The organism is Kitasatospora cystarginea, from assembly GCF_039533515.1.
In the GTDB taxonomy this organism is placed as follows: Bacteria; Actinomycetota; Actinomycetes; order Streptomycetales; family Streptomycetaceae; genus Kitasatospora; species Kitasatospora cystarginea.
This window is the reverse complement of sequence record NZ_BAAATR010000019.1, coordinates 21,301-36,755: the sequence shown is the minus strand read 5'-3', so window position 1 is coordinate 36,755 and position 15,455 is coordinate 21,301. Positions and strand designations below refer to the sequence as shown.

The following is a 15,455-nucleotide window of genomic DNA, read 5'->3' as shown; positions in this document are numbered from 1 at the left end:
TCCACGGTTGCCTGGGTACGGACGGGTCGCCACGAGGCCAAAGGTCAGCCGAATTCATGACCAAGGTCCCGAAGCGGACGGGCCCTCGGACCGTGTCGACACGGCGTTTGCCCAGTCATACCGGGCCGGCCCGCCCCTGCCCGTCCGGGCAGCCCGGCGGGGGTGACCCTTCTCACCCGCCGGGGTCGGCGGCCCCGCGCACGTGACCCGGGCCACGTCGGGCAGGCCGTGCGCACGTGACCCGCGCCACGCCGCGGGCTGCCCCGCGCCCGCCGGGCAAGCCGCTGCCGTGCCCGCCGGACGGGATGTCCAGGAGCCCGGTGGACTGCCCGCTGTGCGAACACCCCGAGAGTGACCGGGGATTCTGCTTCAGGTGCAAGGAGCGGGCTCCGGCGCCGAAGGGGAAGCCGTGTCCCGGCCCTCAGCCCTGTGGCTCTGTGGGGGCGCTGACTCCGGCGCATCGTGGTGCGCAACCTGCCGTAACGGCAAGGAGGTCGAAGGGCCCCGCCGGTCACCGGCGGGGCCCTTCGCGCTGCTTCACGCCCGGAGTCGCTGCTTCGCGCCCCCGAGTTGCTACTTCACGTCCGGGACCGGGGTGTCGTTCTTGAAGGCGTCGAAGACCTCCTTGGACTTCACCGGATCCCACTTCAGCGCCGACTCCCCGTCCGGCGCGCGGAAGTTGGGGTTGCCGATCGGCACGGTGACGGTCTTGCCGCTGCCGCCCGAGATGCCCTTCATGGCCAGGAAGAACGAGCCCAGGTCGGTCAGACCGGTGTCGTTGTCCACGATCAGGGTGCCCAGGCCCGAGCTGACCAGCGGGTAGAACGTGAACGGGTTGAGCAGGGTGGCCGGGGAAGCGGCCTGCTTGGCCAGTGCGGAGAGGAACTTCTGCTGGTTGCGCATCCGGCCCAGGTCCTGGTCGGCCATCTGGTGCCGCTGCCGGACGAAGGCCAGCGACTGGGTGCCGTTCAGGGTGTGGCAGCCGGCCTTGAGGTTGAGGCCGGAGTCCTGGTCGGAGATGTCCTTGTCGACGCACATGTTCACACCGCCGACCGAGTCCACGATGCCGACGAAGCCGGCGAAGCCGATCTCGGCGTAGTGGTCGATGTGGATGCCGGTGTTGGACTCGATCGTCTGCACCAGCAGCGGGCCGCCACCGTTGTTGAAGGCCGAGTTGATCTTCGAGGTGGTGGCGGGGATGGTCTTGCCGTTCCCGTTGGTGTTCAGGTGCTGCGGGATCGGCACCCAGGAGTCGCGCGGAACGCTCATCAGGGTGTTCCCGTGGTCCCCGATGTGCAGGATCATCATCGAGTCGCTGCGCTTGCCGGTGTCGGTACCGGTGTGCATCGCGTCCTTCTGCGCGTCGGTGAGCCCGTCGCGGCTGTCGGAACCGACGATCAGCCAGTTGGTGCCCTTCCCGGCGGGCGGGCGGCCCGGGTACGAGGCCAGGGTGTTCTCGTGGTTGAGCTTGGCGTCGGCCCAGAAGTAGGTGCCGACACCGGTCACCAGCAGCGCGCCGGCCACCGCCAGCGCGGCCACCTTGATCTTCCGGCGGCGCGGCCAGCGCGGGTTCGCCGTACCCCCGGCCGCCGGTCTCGCCGGCGGCGGGACGGCACCCGGCGGTACCGCACCGGGGGGTACCGGCCCCGGCGGCACGGCGCCCGGGGCCGGCTGCGCGGGGATGCCCATGCCCTGCGGCGCGGCGCCGGGCCGTGGCGGATACCCGGGCTGCGCGCCGTAGCCGCCCTGCGGACGGCGCTGCGCGCCCGGTCCGCGCGGGTTGAGCGATGGCGGCAGCGGCGGCTCGGCGGCCGCGCCGCCGCCCGGACCGTAGGATCCGGCGCCGTCGCCCCGACCGTACGAGCTGCCGCCGCCGCTCGGGCGGTCTTCCTGCCACGTGTTCATGGGGTGAAGGATGCCCGAAACCAGTGGCCGCCAGTGCCGCCGGGGTGGCCCGCGGCCCGCTTGTAGCAGATTTGATGCAGTTGTCGGATGCTTTCGCCGCATGGTCACCGGCGTGTTCACCCGATGAGATCAACCTTGACCGGCTCTGACGGCGCGTGTTCGCATGGCGGGCATGGAACAGCGCTGGAGGCTCACCCGTCGGCGGCACGTCGACCTGCTGAGGGTGTCCGGTTCGCTGTGTCGTGGCTGACCGCTCGCCACCGTTAGACCCTCGCGCCCGTCGCGGCCGCACCCGGAGCCACGGGTGCCCGGCCGCTCCCGCGTTCCCGCGTACTCGGGGCTGCTGAAGACCCTGCTGGACGTCCTGCCCCAGTACGCCCTGGCGGGCAAGACCGTGCTGCCGCTGGCCACCGGCGGGTCCACGGCCCACGTGCTGGCCGTGGACTACGCGCTGCGCCCGGTGCTCGCCTCGATGGGGGGCCGAGCACATCACCCGGGGCTGGTTCGGCTGGACCGGCACATCGCGGTCCGGGAGGACGGCGGCACCGCGATCGAGCGCGAGACGGACGTCCTGCTCACCCCGGTGGTGGACGCCTTCGCCGCCGCCCTGACCCGGCACACCGGCATCCCCGAGGTGCTGAACCACGGTGCCGCACTGGCGAGTTGAGCTCGGCTGGGCCCGGGCGACCCCGAGGTGGACGACGAGGTCCCCCTAAGGGGGAGGGCCCCGCGTCCCGTACGCCGGGAGTCATCCGGCTTCCTCCCGGCGTAGGACGATCCCCTCGCCGCGGTCTCCTAACGTGGTGGACATCCCCCACTCCACCGGTCAGCGGTGAAGCTGGCTGCACCTCGGAGGGTGGGGCCAACCCGAGGACGAAGACGGAAGTCCGCACCATGTCGGCGGGCGGGTGGTCTGCGTCAGGCTCGGGTCTACCGGCGGACGAAAGATCTAGGGAGACTCCAGTGACGACGGCAGCGACAGCCGTGCAGGACCCGCGGCTTCACGGCGGCGAGAACGCCCCGGCGGCCTCCGCACGACAGCTGACCAAGGCCTACGGCGCGGGGGAGACCAGGGTCACGGCGCTCGACTCGGTGGACGTGGACATCCAGCGCGGCCGGTTCACCGCCATCATGGGCCCGTCCGGTTCGGGCAAGTCGACCCTGATGCACTGCCTGGCCGGTCTGGACACCGTCTCCTGCGGCCGGATCTGGGTCGGCGACACCGAGATCACCGGTCTGAAGGACAAGCAGCTCACCCGGCTGCGCCGGGACAAGATCGGCTTCATCTTCCAGGCCTTCAACCTGCTCCCCACGCTCAACGCGCTGGAGAACATCACCCTTCCGATGGACATCGCCGGCCGCAGACCCGACCAGGCCTGGCTTGAGCAGGTGATCGACACCGTCGGCCTGGCCGGACGGCTGAAGCACCGTCCGGCCCAGCTCTCCGGCGGCCAGCAGCAGCGCGTCGCGGTGGCCAGGGCGCTGGCCGCCCGTCCCGAGATCATCTTCGGTGACGAGCCGACCGGAAACCTCGACTCCCGCTCCGGCGCCGAGGTGCTGACCTTCCTGCGCCGCTCGGTGGACGAGCTGGGCCAGACCATCGTCATGGTCACCCATGACCCGGTCGCCGCCTCCTACGCGGACCGGGTGCTCTTCCTCGCCGACGGCGTGATCGTCGACGAGATGCACGCCCCCACCGCCGAGTCCGTCCTGGCCCGCATGCGTCGCTTCGACGCCAAGCGCACCAGCTGAGGGGCCCGGTCCGATGCTGCTCAAGACCTCACTGCGGAGCTTCCTCGCCCACAAGGGGCGGATGGCGCTCTCCCTGATCGCCGTGGTGCTCTCGGTCGCCTTCGTCTCCGGCACCCTGGTCTTCTCCAACACCGCCACCTCGACCTTCGACAAGCTCTTCGCCTCCACCGCGTCCGACGTCTCACTCCGCCCGCACAGCGACCGGAGCGCCGACCAGCAGGTCGGCGGCAAGACCAGGACGGTCCCGGTCGACACGGTGCGGAAGGTCGCCGGGCTGCCCGGGGTCAGGACCGCCCTCGGCAACGTCTTCGTGTCGAACGCCGTCCTGGTCGACCCGGCCAGCAACAAGACGGTCGGCCCCACCACCGGCGCCCCGACCCTCACCGGCAACTGGATCGAGACCCCGCGCCCCTCCCTGGAGGTCACCTCCGGCCACGCTCCCCAGGGCCCGGACCAGGTCCTGCTGGACGCGGACACCGCCAAGAAGGCCGGCCTGGGCCTCGGCAGCCCGCTCCGCCTGATCACCGGGTCCGGCAGCTACGACCTCAAGATCTCCGGCATCGCCACCTTCAGGACCACCAACCCGGGCGCGGCACTCGCCTTCCTGGACACCCCGACCGCGCAGAAACTGCTGCTCGGCTCCACCGCCTACACCTCGGTCGAGCTCTTCGGCGACGGCAGCCGCGGCAACGACCAGCTCAAGGCCGAGGCCGCCACCGCCGTCGGCGCCGGCTTCGACCTGAAGACCGCGGCCGAGCAGAAGGCCGAGAACGTCAAGGGCGTCGGCTCCTTCCTGAGTTTCATGAAGTACGCCATGCTCGGCTTCGCCGGGATCTCCCTGCTGGTCGGCGGCTTCCTGATCATCAACACCTTCTCGATGCTGGTCGCCCAGCGCACCCGCGAGATCGGCCTGATGCGTGCCATCGGCGGCAGCCGGACCCAGGTCAACGCCTCGGTGCTGATCGAGGCACTGATCCTCGCGGTGCTCGGCTCCACCCTCGGCCTGTTCGGCGGTATCGGCCTGGCCATGCTGCTGATCCGGCTGATGGGCGCGGCCGGGATGAACCTGACCTCGGCCAGCCTGGAGATCGGCGCCTCCGTCCCGGTCGCCTCCTACACGGTCGGCGTCCTGATCACCGTCCTGGCGGCCTTCATACCGGCCCGCCGGGCCGCGCGGATCTCCCCGATGTCCGCGCTGCGCGACCACGGCACTCCCACCGAGGCCAAGGCCAACCGGATCCGGGCCGCGATCGGCCTGGTGCTGACGGCCGGCGGCGCCGCGCTGCTGGTCGCGGCGGCCCGGGCGCACCAGGCCGCCACCGGCGGCTCGCTCCTCGGCCTCGGGGTGGTGCTGACACTGATCGGCTTCGTGGTGACCGGCCCGCTGCTCGCCGCCGGCCTGGTCCGGGTGCTCGGTGCCGCCCTGCCCGCCCTCTTCGGCCCGGCCGGCCGCTTGGCCCAGCGGAACGCGATACGCAACCCCCGCCGTACCGGGGCCACCGGCGCGGCGCTGATGATCGGCCTGGCCCTGGTCGTCGGAGCCTCGGTCTTCACCACCTCGATGGTCAGCTCGACCAACGAGCAGATCGACCGGAGCGTCGGCGCCGACTACATCGTGGACGGCGGCCGCACCGGGCTCACCCCGGCCATGCTGAGCGCCGCCAAGTCGGTCAAGGGCCTCGACCACCTCACCGAGCAGAAGGAGATCCCCGCCACCCTCGCGCTGCCGGACGGCAGCAAGAGCGAGACGGAGCTGTCGGCCGTCTCACCGACCTTCGTCAACGACTTCCGCCTCCCCGTCAAGGCCGGTTCGTCCGCCGCGATCACCGGTGGTGGCATCTCGGTGGACGAGGACTTCGCCGCCAAGCACCACCTCTCGGTCGGCGACAGGATCACCGTCGACTACGGCCGCGGCCACACCCAGAGCCTCGAACTCGGCCTGATCACCGCCAAGGGCAACTCGCTCTTCGACGGCAACCTCTTCACCGGCATCGACAGCGTCGCCAAGGTCGTCCCGGCCGCCGAACTCCCGCAGGACGCCGCGCTGTTCGGCAAGGCGGAGGCCGGCGCCGACAAGGCCAAGGTGCTCGACTCGCTGCAGAACTCGCTCAAGGCGTACCCGCAGCTGGTGGTCAAGGACCAGGCCGGCTACAAGAAGATCGTCCAGGACCAGGTCAACACCTTGCTCTACATGGTCATCGGACTGCTCTTCCTCGCCATCGTGGTGGCCGTCCTCGGGGTGGTGAACACCCTCGCCCTCTCGGTGGTCGAGCGGACCCGCGAGATCGGCCTGCTCCGGGCGATCGGCCTGTCCCGGAGTCAGCTGCGCCGGATGATCCGGCTGGAGTCGGTGGTCATCGCGATCTTCGGCGCCGTGCTCGGCACCGGTCTCGGCCTCGCCTGGGGCATCACTGCCCAGCGGGTGCTCTCCGGCAAGGGCCTGAGCACGCTGGCGATCCCGACCGGCACGATCGTCGAGGTCCTGCTGTCCTCGGCCGTGATCGGCCTGCTGGCCGCCCTGCTCCCGGCCTTCCGGGCAGGACGGATGAACGTCCTGGCGGCGATCGCCACGGACTGACCGAACGGCGACCGTCCGGTCCGCCGGGGCCGGACGGATCGGGGGCGGCGGATGGCCGGGTGCCTGTGCACCCGGCCATCCGCCGTTCGGTCGAAGACCGTGCGAGTGACCACCCGCGCACCTCGACGGCCAGCTCCCGCAGCCCCGGCTCCCCGGCCACGGCCCACGCTCATACGGCCCTCGCCCACGGCCCGTCCGAGCGCCTCACCGGCAGCCGATCTCGCTCCCCGTGGTCGCCGAGACCTCCGGGACGGGGCCGCCGGCGTGCGAGGCGGCCGGGGAGGGCGACGGTTCCGGCGTCGTGACCTCCGTGGGACTCGGCAGCGCGGTGACTCCCAGGTAGTCGTTGCCCGCGATCACCTGCAGCGTCGCCCCCAGCCCCGGCACCCGTACCAACCGTGCGGTGGGCAGCGCGGCCGCGACCGTCCGTACCGACTCGTCCCAGCGCGGGTCGTACTTGACCACCGTCCTCGCCACGCTGCCGCCCCCCTCGGTGTTGGCCGGCGTCCCGGTGGTGGCGAAGCCGAGCTTGCGCAGATCCCCGTCCACCCGGGCCCCGAGTCCGAGCACCCCGGCACCGTTGAGCACCTGGATCCGGATGTGCCCCGGCGGCACGCTCAGCGCGGCGGGGGCGGAAGCAGCGGAGGCGGAAGCGGAAGCGGTGGGGACGGCGGAGACGGAGGGGACGGACGCGGACGCGGCCGCACCGGGCGAGGACGGCGGTGCGGGCGAGGGCCCCGCGGCGGTCTCCGAGTGCCCGGTCAGCGGCCGCCCCTCCCGTACGGCGTCGAACAGCGCCTTGGCCGCCCGCTGGTCCCACAGGACGGTCGAACCCCAGCCGCTGACCTGGTGGTCCACCACGGCGAGCGGGACGGTCGCGAAGTCCGTGTTGGCCGCCGAGAGGTCCTTCAACCGGGTGGCCAGGGCCAGCAGTTCCTCGGCGGAGAGCCCCTTGTCGACCTTCACCGAGCTGAGCAGGATGTCCACCATCCGGCTGAGCCGGCCCGGGCTGAGCAGCGTGCCGGTGTCCGTGGCCCGCCTCAACAGCTGGGCCAGCAGCCGCTGTTGGCGGTGCATCCGGCCGAGGTCCGAGCTGCCGTCCACATGCCGGGCGCGGACGTACCTGAGCGCGCCGGCACCGTCCAGCCTGGTCCGCCCGGCCGGCAGCTCCAGGCCCGCGAACTCGTCCTTCAGCGGCTTCGCGGTGCACACGTCGACCCCGCCCAGCGCGTCCACGGTGGCCACGAAGCCGAGGAAGTTCGCCTGCAGGTAGTGGTCGATCCGCAGACCGGTGGCCTGCTCCACGGTACGGACGGCGAGCGGTGCGCCGCCCATTCCGTACGCCGCGTTGATCTTGCCCATCGAGGCCGGCACCTGCCGGCGGGTCGCCGGGTCCCGGTGGGCCGGGATCGTCACGTAGGAGTCGCGTGGGATGCTGACCACACTGGCCCGGCCGCCGTCCCTGGCGAGCTGGACGAGCATCATGACGTCGGTGCAGTGGCAGCCTTCGCCGCCCGCGTGCAGCAGGTTCTTGAGGGTGGCCTCCGGGATGCCGTCCCGGTCGTCGGTGCCGACCACCAGGATGGTGGTGCCCCCGTCGTCCTCGGGGCGGTCGTCGGCCCCGGCGAAGGCGTCCACCCGGTCGATCGAGCGGCCGACCCCGTTGAGCACCGCCCAGCCGGCGCCCGAGGCGGCCAGTACCGCCAGTGCGACCGTGCCGGCCAGCCAGAGCCCGGTCCGGTGCCGGGCGGGCCCGGGCGAGGCGGTGGCCCCGGACCGGTCGGCGGCCGCACCGGACGAAGCGCGAGGTCGGGGGGCTGAGAAGGGCATCTCTCGGATGGTAGGCGGGCCATCGAGCCCCCGGCCGGTGGCTCGCCGGGACACCCGCACCGAACGCCGAAACGTTCCCTCCCGGCAGCATTGGCCAGGACGGGCCCGCCAGGATGATCGCCGAGGCCAACCCGAACCTGACAACGCAGGTCGGCCGCCGGTACGGTTGGCCACGATGAACACCAAGGCTGCTGAGGAGCTGCCGGCGGTCTCCGTGATCATGCCGGTGCTCGATGAGGAACGTCACCTGCGCACCGCCGTCCGGCACATCCTGGAGCAGGAGTACGCCGGCGATCTGGAGGTGGTGATCGCGCTCGGTCCGTCCTCCGACCGTACCGACGAGATCGCCGCCGAACTGGTCGCCGAGGACCCCCGGGTCCGTACCGTGCCCAACCCCACCGGCCGCACCCCCGCCGGGCTGAACGCGGCGATCCGCGGCTCCCGCCACCCGATAGTGGTGCGCGTGGACGGCCACGGCCTGCTCACCCCGGGGTACATCGCCACCGCCGTCCGCCTGCTCGGCGAGATGGAGGCGGCCAACGTCGGCGGCATCATGCACGCCGAGGGCGAGACCGAGTGGGAGAACGCGGTCGCCGCCGCCATGACCTCCAAGATCGGGGTCGGCAACGCGGCCTTCCACACCGGCGGCCTGGCCGGCCCGGCCGACACCGTCTACCTCGGCGTCTTCCGCCGCGAGGTGCTGGAGAAGCAGGGCGGCTACAACGAGGAGTTCATCCGCGCCCAGGACTGGGAGCTCAACTACCGCATCCGCCAGGACGGCGGGCTGATCTGGTTCACCCCGCAGCTGCGGGTGACCTACCGCCCCCGGCCCAGCGTGAAGGCGCTCGCCAAGCAGTACAAGGACTACGGCCGTTGGCGCCGGGTGGTCACCCGTTACCACAAGGGCTCGGTCAACCTCCGCTACCTGGCGCCGCCGGCCGCGCTGCTCGGCGTGGTCGCGGGCACGGTGCTGGGAGCCGCCGTGCACCCGGCCTTCCTGGTCCTGCCCGGTGGCTACCTGCTCGGCATACTCGGCGGCTCGGTGGTCGAGGGACGCGGACTCTCGGCCCGGGCCCGCCTCCAGCTGCCGGTGGCACTCGCCACCATGCACATGAGCTGGGGCTTCGGCTTCCTCACCTCCCCGCGTTCGCTGGCCCGCCGGGTCATCGGCAGCAAGCGCCCGGTTCCGATGAACTCCAGCGTCGCCGACCCGAGGTAGCCCGTCCGCACCGAGGACGCTCTCAGGGGCGCGGGGCCCGGCCCGAACAAGGCCGGGCCCCGCGCCCCTTCGCTTTCCCGAAGTACCCGGTATCGCCTCGCCGCCCGGCCGCGGGCCGCTATGTTCGGCGGCATGGCGATTACCGATGGACCATCAGCCCGCATCGAGCCCAGCGCCGATGTGGACGAGCGGGCCGTGGTCGGCCCCGGCAGTACGGTGTGGCATCTGGCACAGGTCCGCGAGGGAGCCGAGATCGGCGCCGACTGCATCATCGGGCGCGGTGCCTACGTCGGCCCCGGCGTACGGATCGGCGACCGGGTCAAGCTGCAGAACCACGCCCTGGTCTACGAGCCGGCCGTGGTCGAGGACGGGGTCTTCATCGGGCCCGCCGCGGTGCTGACCAACGACATGTACCCGCGATCGGTCGACCCGGACGGCAAGTTGAAGCGCGGCGAGGAGTGGCACGCCCAGGGGGTGACCCTCCGCCAGGGCTGCTCGGTCGGCGGCCGGGCGGTGCTGGTCGCGGGGGTCACGGTGGGCCGTTGGGCGCTGGTGGCCGCGGGTGCCGTGGTGCACCGGGACGTCCCGGACTTCGCCCTGGTGGCCGGCGTCCCGGCGCGTCGGATCAAGTGGGTCGGCCGCGCCGGCGAACCGCTCACCGATGCCGGTGGCGGGCGCTGGCGCTGCCCGCGCACCGGCGAGGAGTACGTCGAGACCGGCGGGGTGCTGGCCGAGGCGCCGTAGCGCCCCGGTCCGGCGGCCCGCTCAGTAGGTGTAGATGTGGCCCTGCGGGTTGACGGTCATGCAGCTCTTCTCGTCGTCCGCAGTGACGGTCTCCACCGACTTGGGCAGCTTGGTCGGCGCCGACTTCTTGCCGCCGGAGCCGCCGGCCGAGGCCGGGTAGCTGCTGCCGCTGGTCCAGTCGGAGCCGATCACCAGGCTGAGCGTCCTGCCGCTGCCGGACTCCTGCAGCGCGCTGCTGGGCAGGTCCAGCGCCGCGGCGATCGCCTGGGCCTGGGCGCTCTGGCCGCTGCCGTACGTGAGCACCGTGCTCTCCTGCACGTCGCCGTTGGCGGTCGTGCTGGCCTTGCTGAAGCCCGCCTCGACCAGGGCGCTCTTGACCTCGGACGCCCGTCCGGTGGCGCCGGAGGCGTTCTGGACGGTGACCTGGACCGCGCCCTTGCTGATCTCCCGGGCCGGAGCGGCGGCCGTGGTGCCGCTGGGCGAGGGGCTGGCGGAAGCACCCGCCGAAGCGCCACTGGACGCACCGCCCGACGAACCCTCGGCCGCCTTCAGCGACTTGCCGTCGATCGGCGTGTCGGCCAGCAGCATCTTCCAGATCTGAGCGGTGTCCGGGTTGAGCACCAGCCGGTCCGGATCGGTCGGTGCGGTGTCCACCGGCACGGTCAGGGTGGTGGTCCGCTCGGCGGGCACGGCCTTGATGTCGTTGCCCAGGTCGTAGAGCTTCTTGATGTCGGCGATCGGCTTGTCGACCTGGATCGACTTGGTGGCGGCCTCGGCCAGCGTCATCAGCCTGCCCGGGTCGGCGAGCGTGCCGTTCTTCTTCAACTGCCGCATCAGCGCGCTGAGGTACATGTGCTGCGCCTTGGTGCGGCCGATGTCGTCGCCCCAGGCGTCGCGCAGCCGCAGCCACTGGAGGGCCTGCTCGCCCTTGATGTACGTGGTGCCCTTGGGCAGCTTGAGGCCGGTGCCGCCGATGCCCGGCTGGTAGCGGTCGTAGAGGTTCATGTTGACGCAGACCGGGACCCCGCCGACTGCGTCGGCCATGTTCACCACTCCGGCGAAGTCGACCATCATGTAGTGGTCGATCTCCAGGCCGGTCAGCTTGATCCAGGTGCCGACCACGCAGCCCGGGCCGCCGCGCGGCAGTGCCTCGTTGATCATCGTGTGCTTGGCGGCGGGGTAGGTGGTCTTGCCGTCCTCGCTGTGGCAGGTCGGGATGTCCACCAGGGTGTCGCGGGGGATGCTGATCATCGAGGCGTTGGTGCGGTCGGCGGAGATGTGCAGCAGCATCTGGACGTCCGCCAGGCCAGGGCGTCCCGCGTCGTCGGCGGCACCGCCGAGCGCGACGTCGGCGGCCGAGCCGCGGCTGTCGGTGCCTATCATCAGGATGTTCAGCGGGGTCTGGCCTGCGGCGTTGGGCGCGGTCTTGGCGCCCTTGGCGTCGCTGAGGTTCTTGCTGCCGGACTGGATGTTGTCGTTGAGGTGCTGGTAGTAGAGATACGCGGCACCGCAGCCCGCCACCAGGGTCAGCCCGAGGGTGGCCGCGGTGATGCGTATCCAGCGGCGCCCGCGCTTGCGGCCGCTCTTGGTTCCCCGTCGGGCGGTGGCCCCGCCCAGCTCGGATATGCCGGAGTCGTCCGAAGGCTCGCCGGACATCGGCTGGACGTTGGTCATCGGCTGGTCAGCCGCCTCTCGTGAAAATCGGGCCCCCGTCGGCCACACGGGAACCTACCTGACATCACGAGCTGGACTGAATTTTGTTACATAATCAGAACTTCACTCTTATTCAAGCTTGACGCTGGGTAGGGCAACCGGTTACTCGGCGCACACCTCCGGCCGGATCCGGCCGGAGCCACGAAACCTGCTGGGGCATCAGTGCATGCTGCACAGGTCCAGCGCGGCGGTGTTGCCCTGCAAGGTCGGACCCGTCCCGGGGGAGGCGCTGCCCGCGGCCGACGGCGCACCGGAGGAGGAACCGGGAAGCGCGAACAGCGAGTTGCCCGCGGTCGGGCTGGCACTCGCGAGGGCGTCCGAGCCGTCGCCGCTGCCCGTGACGAGGTTCGCGCCGGGGGTCATCCGGTCGTCGGGGTTCGGCCCGGAACTCGAACCGGGACCGAGCCCGGGGCCCGCACCGAGGCCGGTGGACGGGCTCGCGCCACCGTTCCCGCCGCCGGCCGGAGAGCCACCGTGCGCGGTCGGTGCGGCCGTGGGCGCGGGCGCGTACGGGCTGACCGTCACCAGCCGGTCCGTCCGCAGCGCCGAGAACAGCTGGTCGGCCTGCGGCTGGACGAGCTGGTCCCGGTCCGCGTTCCCGGGGTACGGACGGCGCGGGGTGGTCAGCAGCGCGAGGTTCTCCGGCGGAGTGCTGCGCAGCTCCTCCGCCAGGTCGTAGAGCGAGCTCAGCTTGCTCAGCCCGGCGTCCGCGGTGATCGCGGAGGTCGCGGCGTCCAGCAGCGGCCAGAGCCGGGCCGGGTTGAGCAGCACTCCCTGGGACTGCACCTTGCGTGCCAGCGAGGCCAGGAACTGCTGCTGACGCCCCATCCGCTCGGTGTCGCTGCCGTTGCCCAGGCTCTCCCGGACCCGGACGTAGCCCAACGCCTGTTCGCCGTTCAGGGTCTGCCGCCCGGCGGGCAGGTCCAGCTTGGCGTCGCGGTCGTGGATGGGCTTCGAGACGCAGACGTCCACGCCGTCCACCGCGTCCACCATCTTCTTGAAGCCGGTGAAGTCCAGGATCAGGTGGTGGTCGATCCGGATCCCGCTGAACTTCTCCACGGCCCGGATGGTGCAAGCCGGTCCGCCCAGCTCGAAGGCCCAGTTGAACTGCATGAGCCGGCTGGTCGAGCGGGTGCCGCCCGGCAGCTGGCAGGGTGGCACGATCACCATCAGGTCGCGCGGGATGCTCACCGCCGTGGCGTGCCGCCGGTCGCCCGAGAGGTGCAGCAGGATCGTGGTGTCCGAGCGCTGCCCGCCGTCCGAGCCCGGAGTGCCGTCGGACCCGTACGCGGCGTTGGCCCCGCTCCGGGAGTCGCTTCCGATCAGCAGGATGTTCAGGGCCTGTCCGGCCCGGGCGTCCCGGTCGGGCCGGTCGCGTTCGTCGTTCCGCAGCCGCCGGCCGGTGACGTCGTCGGTCCCGATGTTCCCGTCCAGCTTGCGGTAGGCCAGCCAGGCCAGGGCGCCCGCGGCGAGCAGCAGAAGGGCCAGCGCACCGGCCAGCACCTGCAGAAATCGGCGGCGCCCCCCGCCTACGGAGGTCGGGGGGCGCTTGCCGGGGTCGTCCGTGCCGGAGTCGTCCCCCGGGTGATCCGCTGCCATGTCGGGGATGCCTACCCCCGAGGTCGGTCGGGCCGGGTCAGCCCAGTCGCAGAGTCACCCGTTCGGATTCGATCCGCTTGTCCCACTGCTCGGCGGTCAGACCGTCGGAGTTGCGGCAGAGCACCACCGAGGCGCCGACCGCCAGCGGAGCCAGCAGCCCGGCCTCCAGGCCGGCCCAGTCCTGGTAGGAGAGGGTGCTGAGTACCCGACTGCCGGTGCCGAGGCCGAGCCGCAGCGCGCCCTCGCGGGCGAGCTGGACGGTCTGCTCGCCGGTCAGCCTGAGCGGTAGTCCGTCCACGGTGGTCTCCAGCGCCGGGCTCTCCGGGTCGACGGGGGAGTACGGGGCGAAGCGGTCGCCCTGGCCGGGCACCTCGGCGGCGTAGTCGAGGAAACCGTCCGGGCGCTGAGGGAAGCGGCCGCCCAGCGGGCGCAGGGCGAGGGCGACCCGTTCGCCCTCGCAGGTCTGGGCGGCCTCCAGGCCGTCCGGACCGCTGATGACCAGGTCGGCGGTGGCCGGGTCGCCGCCGGGTACCGCCGTGACGCCGACCGACCAGCAGGCCAGCAGCCAGACGGCGCTCTGCCAGTGCGCGGGCAGCAGCAGGGCGGCCCGGTCGCCGGGCTGGGCGTTGAGTTCGTCCTGGAGCAGGTTGGCGGTCTTGGCGACCCAGTTGTCGAAGGTCTTGGCGGAGAGTTCGACTCTCTCGCCGGTGGCGTCGTCGTAGAAGGTGACCAGGGGACGGGAGGGATCCGCATCGGGGGCCCCCGCGCGCAGGTAAGCGTGCAGCAGCTCGGCGGGGGTGCGGGCGTCGGCAGCGAAAGGCGCAGTCATGGTGCCGCCCAGCCTACGGCCTCCCGAGAAGCCTCCGGGAGGGAGGCTGCGGCTCGCCCGGTGGCATGGCGGCAGAAGTGATTTGCCCCCAATATCCCCTTTATGCGTATTCCTCTGCTCGCTGCCCTCGGTGCGACCGCCGCCGCCCTGTTCGCCCCGCACGCCGTCGCGGGCCCGGTCGCGGTCAGGCCGGGCCCGGGGAGCGTCACCACCTTGCCACTGGTACCGCCCGGGCCCGGGGCGGAGCTCCGGCGCGGGCCGGCAGGCGGAGCCCGGCCGGTGCACCCGTCCGGAGCAGGCGAGATCCGCGAGATCCAGGACCGCACCACCGGCTCCTTCGCTCTGGTCGGCGTCAGCTGGGACGACCCGAAGGTCACCCTTGCGGGTAGCGTCGAGGTGCGCAGCCGGAGCACGGAGACCGGTAGGTGGAGCGACTGGCACCGGCTCACCGCCGAGTTCGAGGACGGCCCCGACCCCGACGAGCGCTCCGGCCGGGGTGCCACCGCGCCGCTCTGGGTCGGGGCCAGCGACGGCATCGCAGTCCGGGCCGTCGCCGCTGCGGGCCCGCTGCCGGCCGGACTGCGGGTCGAGCTCGTCGACCCCGGAGCCGACCCCGTGGGCGCGCCGGCCGCCCTGCCGCCCGGCCGGGCCCACCGGGAGGCCCACGGGGCGCCCCGCCCCGGGATCGTCACCCGCGCCGGCTGGGGCGCGGACGAGTCGCTGCGCGAGGAAGGCTTCGTCTACACGGGCAACGTCCGGGCGGTCTTCGTCCACCACACCGACACCGCCAACAAGTACACCTGCGCGGACTCGCCGAAGCTGATCCGGGCGATGTACCAGTACCACGTGAAGACCAACGGTTGGCGCGACATCGGCTACAACTTCCTGGTCGACAGGTGCGGCACCGTCTACGAGGGCCGCGCGGGCGGGGTCGACCGGCCGGTCCTCGGCGCGCACACGCTCGGCTTCAACTCGGACAGCTCCGGGGTCGCCGCGATCGGCAGGTACAACGACGATGCCGTCCCGCAGGAGCAGCTGGACGGCATCGCCAGGATCGCCGCCTGGAAGCTCGGCCTGAGCGGCGTCGACGCCCAGGGCACCACCAACCTGGTCTCCGCCTCCGACAACAGCCGCTACCCCAAGGGCCGGACCGTCCGCTTCAACACCGTCTCCGGCCACCGCGACGCCTTCGTCACCGACTGCCCGGGCGACGAGCTCTACACCCGCCTGCCCGACATCCGGTCCGCCGCCGCCCGCCTCCAGGGCAGGTGACCGGCCCGCAGCCG

General features: G+C 72.1%; 11 protein-coding genes and 1 pseudogene. 7 read left to right on the top strand and 5 right to left on the bottom strand.

The window, feature by feature from the left end:
- Positions 1–573: 573 nt before the first annotated feature.
- Positions 574–1,905, bottom strand: coding sequence for an LCP family protein (locus tag ABD369_RS21040; RefSeq protein WP_344638024.1), 1,332 nt, complete (start codon positions 1,903–1,905; stop codon positions 574–576).
- A 163-nt stretch (positions 1,906–2,068) separates the two neighbouring features.
- On the opposite strand from ABD369_RS21040, the gene ABD369_RS41195 reads away from it, so the two are divergent.
- The 4 genes and pseudogenes from ABD369_RS41195 to ABD369_RS21025 all read left to right on the top strand — a co-directional run bounded on the left by ABD369_RS41195 (position 2,069) and on the right by ABD369_RS21025 (position 6,235).
- Positions 2,069–2,155 (top strand): putative leader peptide, encoded by an 87-nt coding sequence (locus ABD369_RS41195; protein ID WP_425557711.1) that lies wholly within the window; start codon positions 2,069–2,071, stop codon positions 2,153–2,155.
- A 78-nt stretch (positions 2,156–2,233) separates the two neighbouring features.
- Positions 2,234–2,572 (top strand): annotated as a pseudogene (locus tag ABD369_RS21035) (NAD(P)H-dependent oxidoreductase); the annotation flags it as partial.
- Positions 2,573–2,868: 296 nt separating this feature from the next.
- Complete coding sequence (locus ABD369_RS21030) at positions 2,869–3,657, top strand: ABC transporter ATP-binding protein (protein WP_344638023.1); 789 nt, start codon at positions 2,869–2,871, stop codon at positions 3,655–3,657.
- A 13-nt stretch (positions 3,658–3,670) separates the two neighbouring features.
- Positions 3,671–6,235 carry an ABC transporter permease gene (locus tag ABD369_RS21025; protein ID WP_344638022.1) on the top strand — a complete coding sequence of 855 codons (2,565 nt, stop codon included), beginning with the start codon at positions 3,671–3,673 and terminating at the stop codon, positions 6,233–6,235.
- 204 nt (positions 6,236–6,439) lie between these two features.
- Here ABD369_RS21025 and ABD369_RS21020 read toward each other — a convergent pair whose 3' ends face one another.
- The gene (locus ABD369_RS21020; protein ID WP_344638021.1) at positions 6,440–8,065 is read right to left on the bottom strand and encodes an LCP family protein; all 1,626 of its coding nucleotides are present in this window, start codon (positions 8,063–8,065) and stop codon (positions 6,440–6,442) included.
- 175 nt (positions 8,066–8,240) lie between these two features.
- Here ABD369_RS21020 and ABD369_RS21015 point away from each other — a divergent pair, with 175 nt between their 5' ends.
- Both ABD369_RS21015 and ABD369_RS21010 read left to right on the top strand, forming a co-directional pair.
- Positions 8,241–9,284 carry a glycosyltransferase family 2 protein gene (locus ABD369_RS21015; protein ID WP_344638020.1) on the top strand — a complete coding sequence of 348 codons (1,044 nt, stop codon included), beginning with the start codon at positions 8,241–8,243 and terminating at the stop codon, positions 9,282–9,284.
- 132 nt (positions 9,285–9,416) lie between these two features.
- Positions 9,417–10,028, top strand: coding sequence for an acyltransferase (locus tag ABD369_RS21010; protein ID WP_344638019.1), 612 nt, complete (start codon positions 9,417–9,419; stop codon positions 10,026–10,028).
- Positions 10,029–10,049: 21 nt separating this feature from the next.
- Here ABD369_RS21010 and ABD369_RS21005 read toward each other — a convergent pair whose 3' ends face one another.
- The 3 genes from ABD369_RS21005 to ABD369_RS20995 all read right to left on the bottom strand — a co-directional run bounded on the left by ABD369_RS21005 (position 10,050) and on the right by ABD369_RS20995 (position 14,169).
- Entirely contained in the window at positions 10,050–11,702 is a 1,653-nt protein-coding gene (locus ABD369_RS21005) for an LCP family protein (RefSeq protein WP_344638018.1), read from the bottom strand.
- A gap of 198 nt (positions 11,703–11,900) precedes the next feature.
- Complete coding sequence (locus ABD369_RS21000; RefSeq protein ID WP_344638017.1) at positions 11,901–13,340, bottom strand: LCP family protein; 1,440 nt, start codon at positions 13,338–13,340, stop codon at positions 11,901–11,903.
- Positions 13,341–13,377: 37 nt separating this feature from the next.
- Entirely contained in the window at positions 13,378–14,169 is a 792-nt protein-coding gene (locus ABD369_RS20995) for a TIGR03089 family protein (RefSeq protein ID WP_344638016.1), read from the bottom strand.
- Between the two features lie 102 nt (positions 14,170–14,271).
- Here ABD369_RS20995 and ABD369_RS20990 point away from each other — a divergent pair, with 102 nt between their 5' ends.
- On the top strand, positions 14,272–15,441 hold the full coding sequence (locus ABD369_RS20990; RefSeq protein ID WP_344638015.1) for a peptidoglycan recognition protein family protein: 1,170 nt from the start codon (positions 14,272–14,274) through the stop codon (positions 15,439–15,441).
- Positions 15,442–15,455 lie beyond the last annotated feature (14 nt).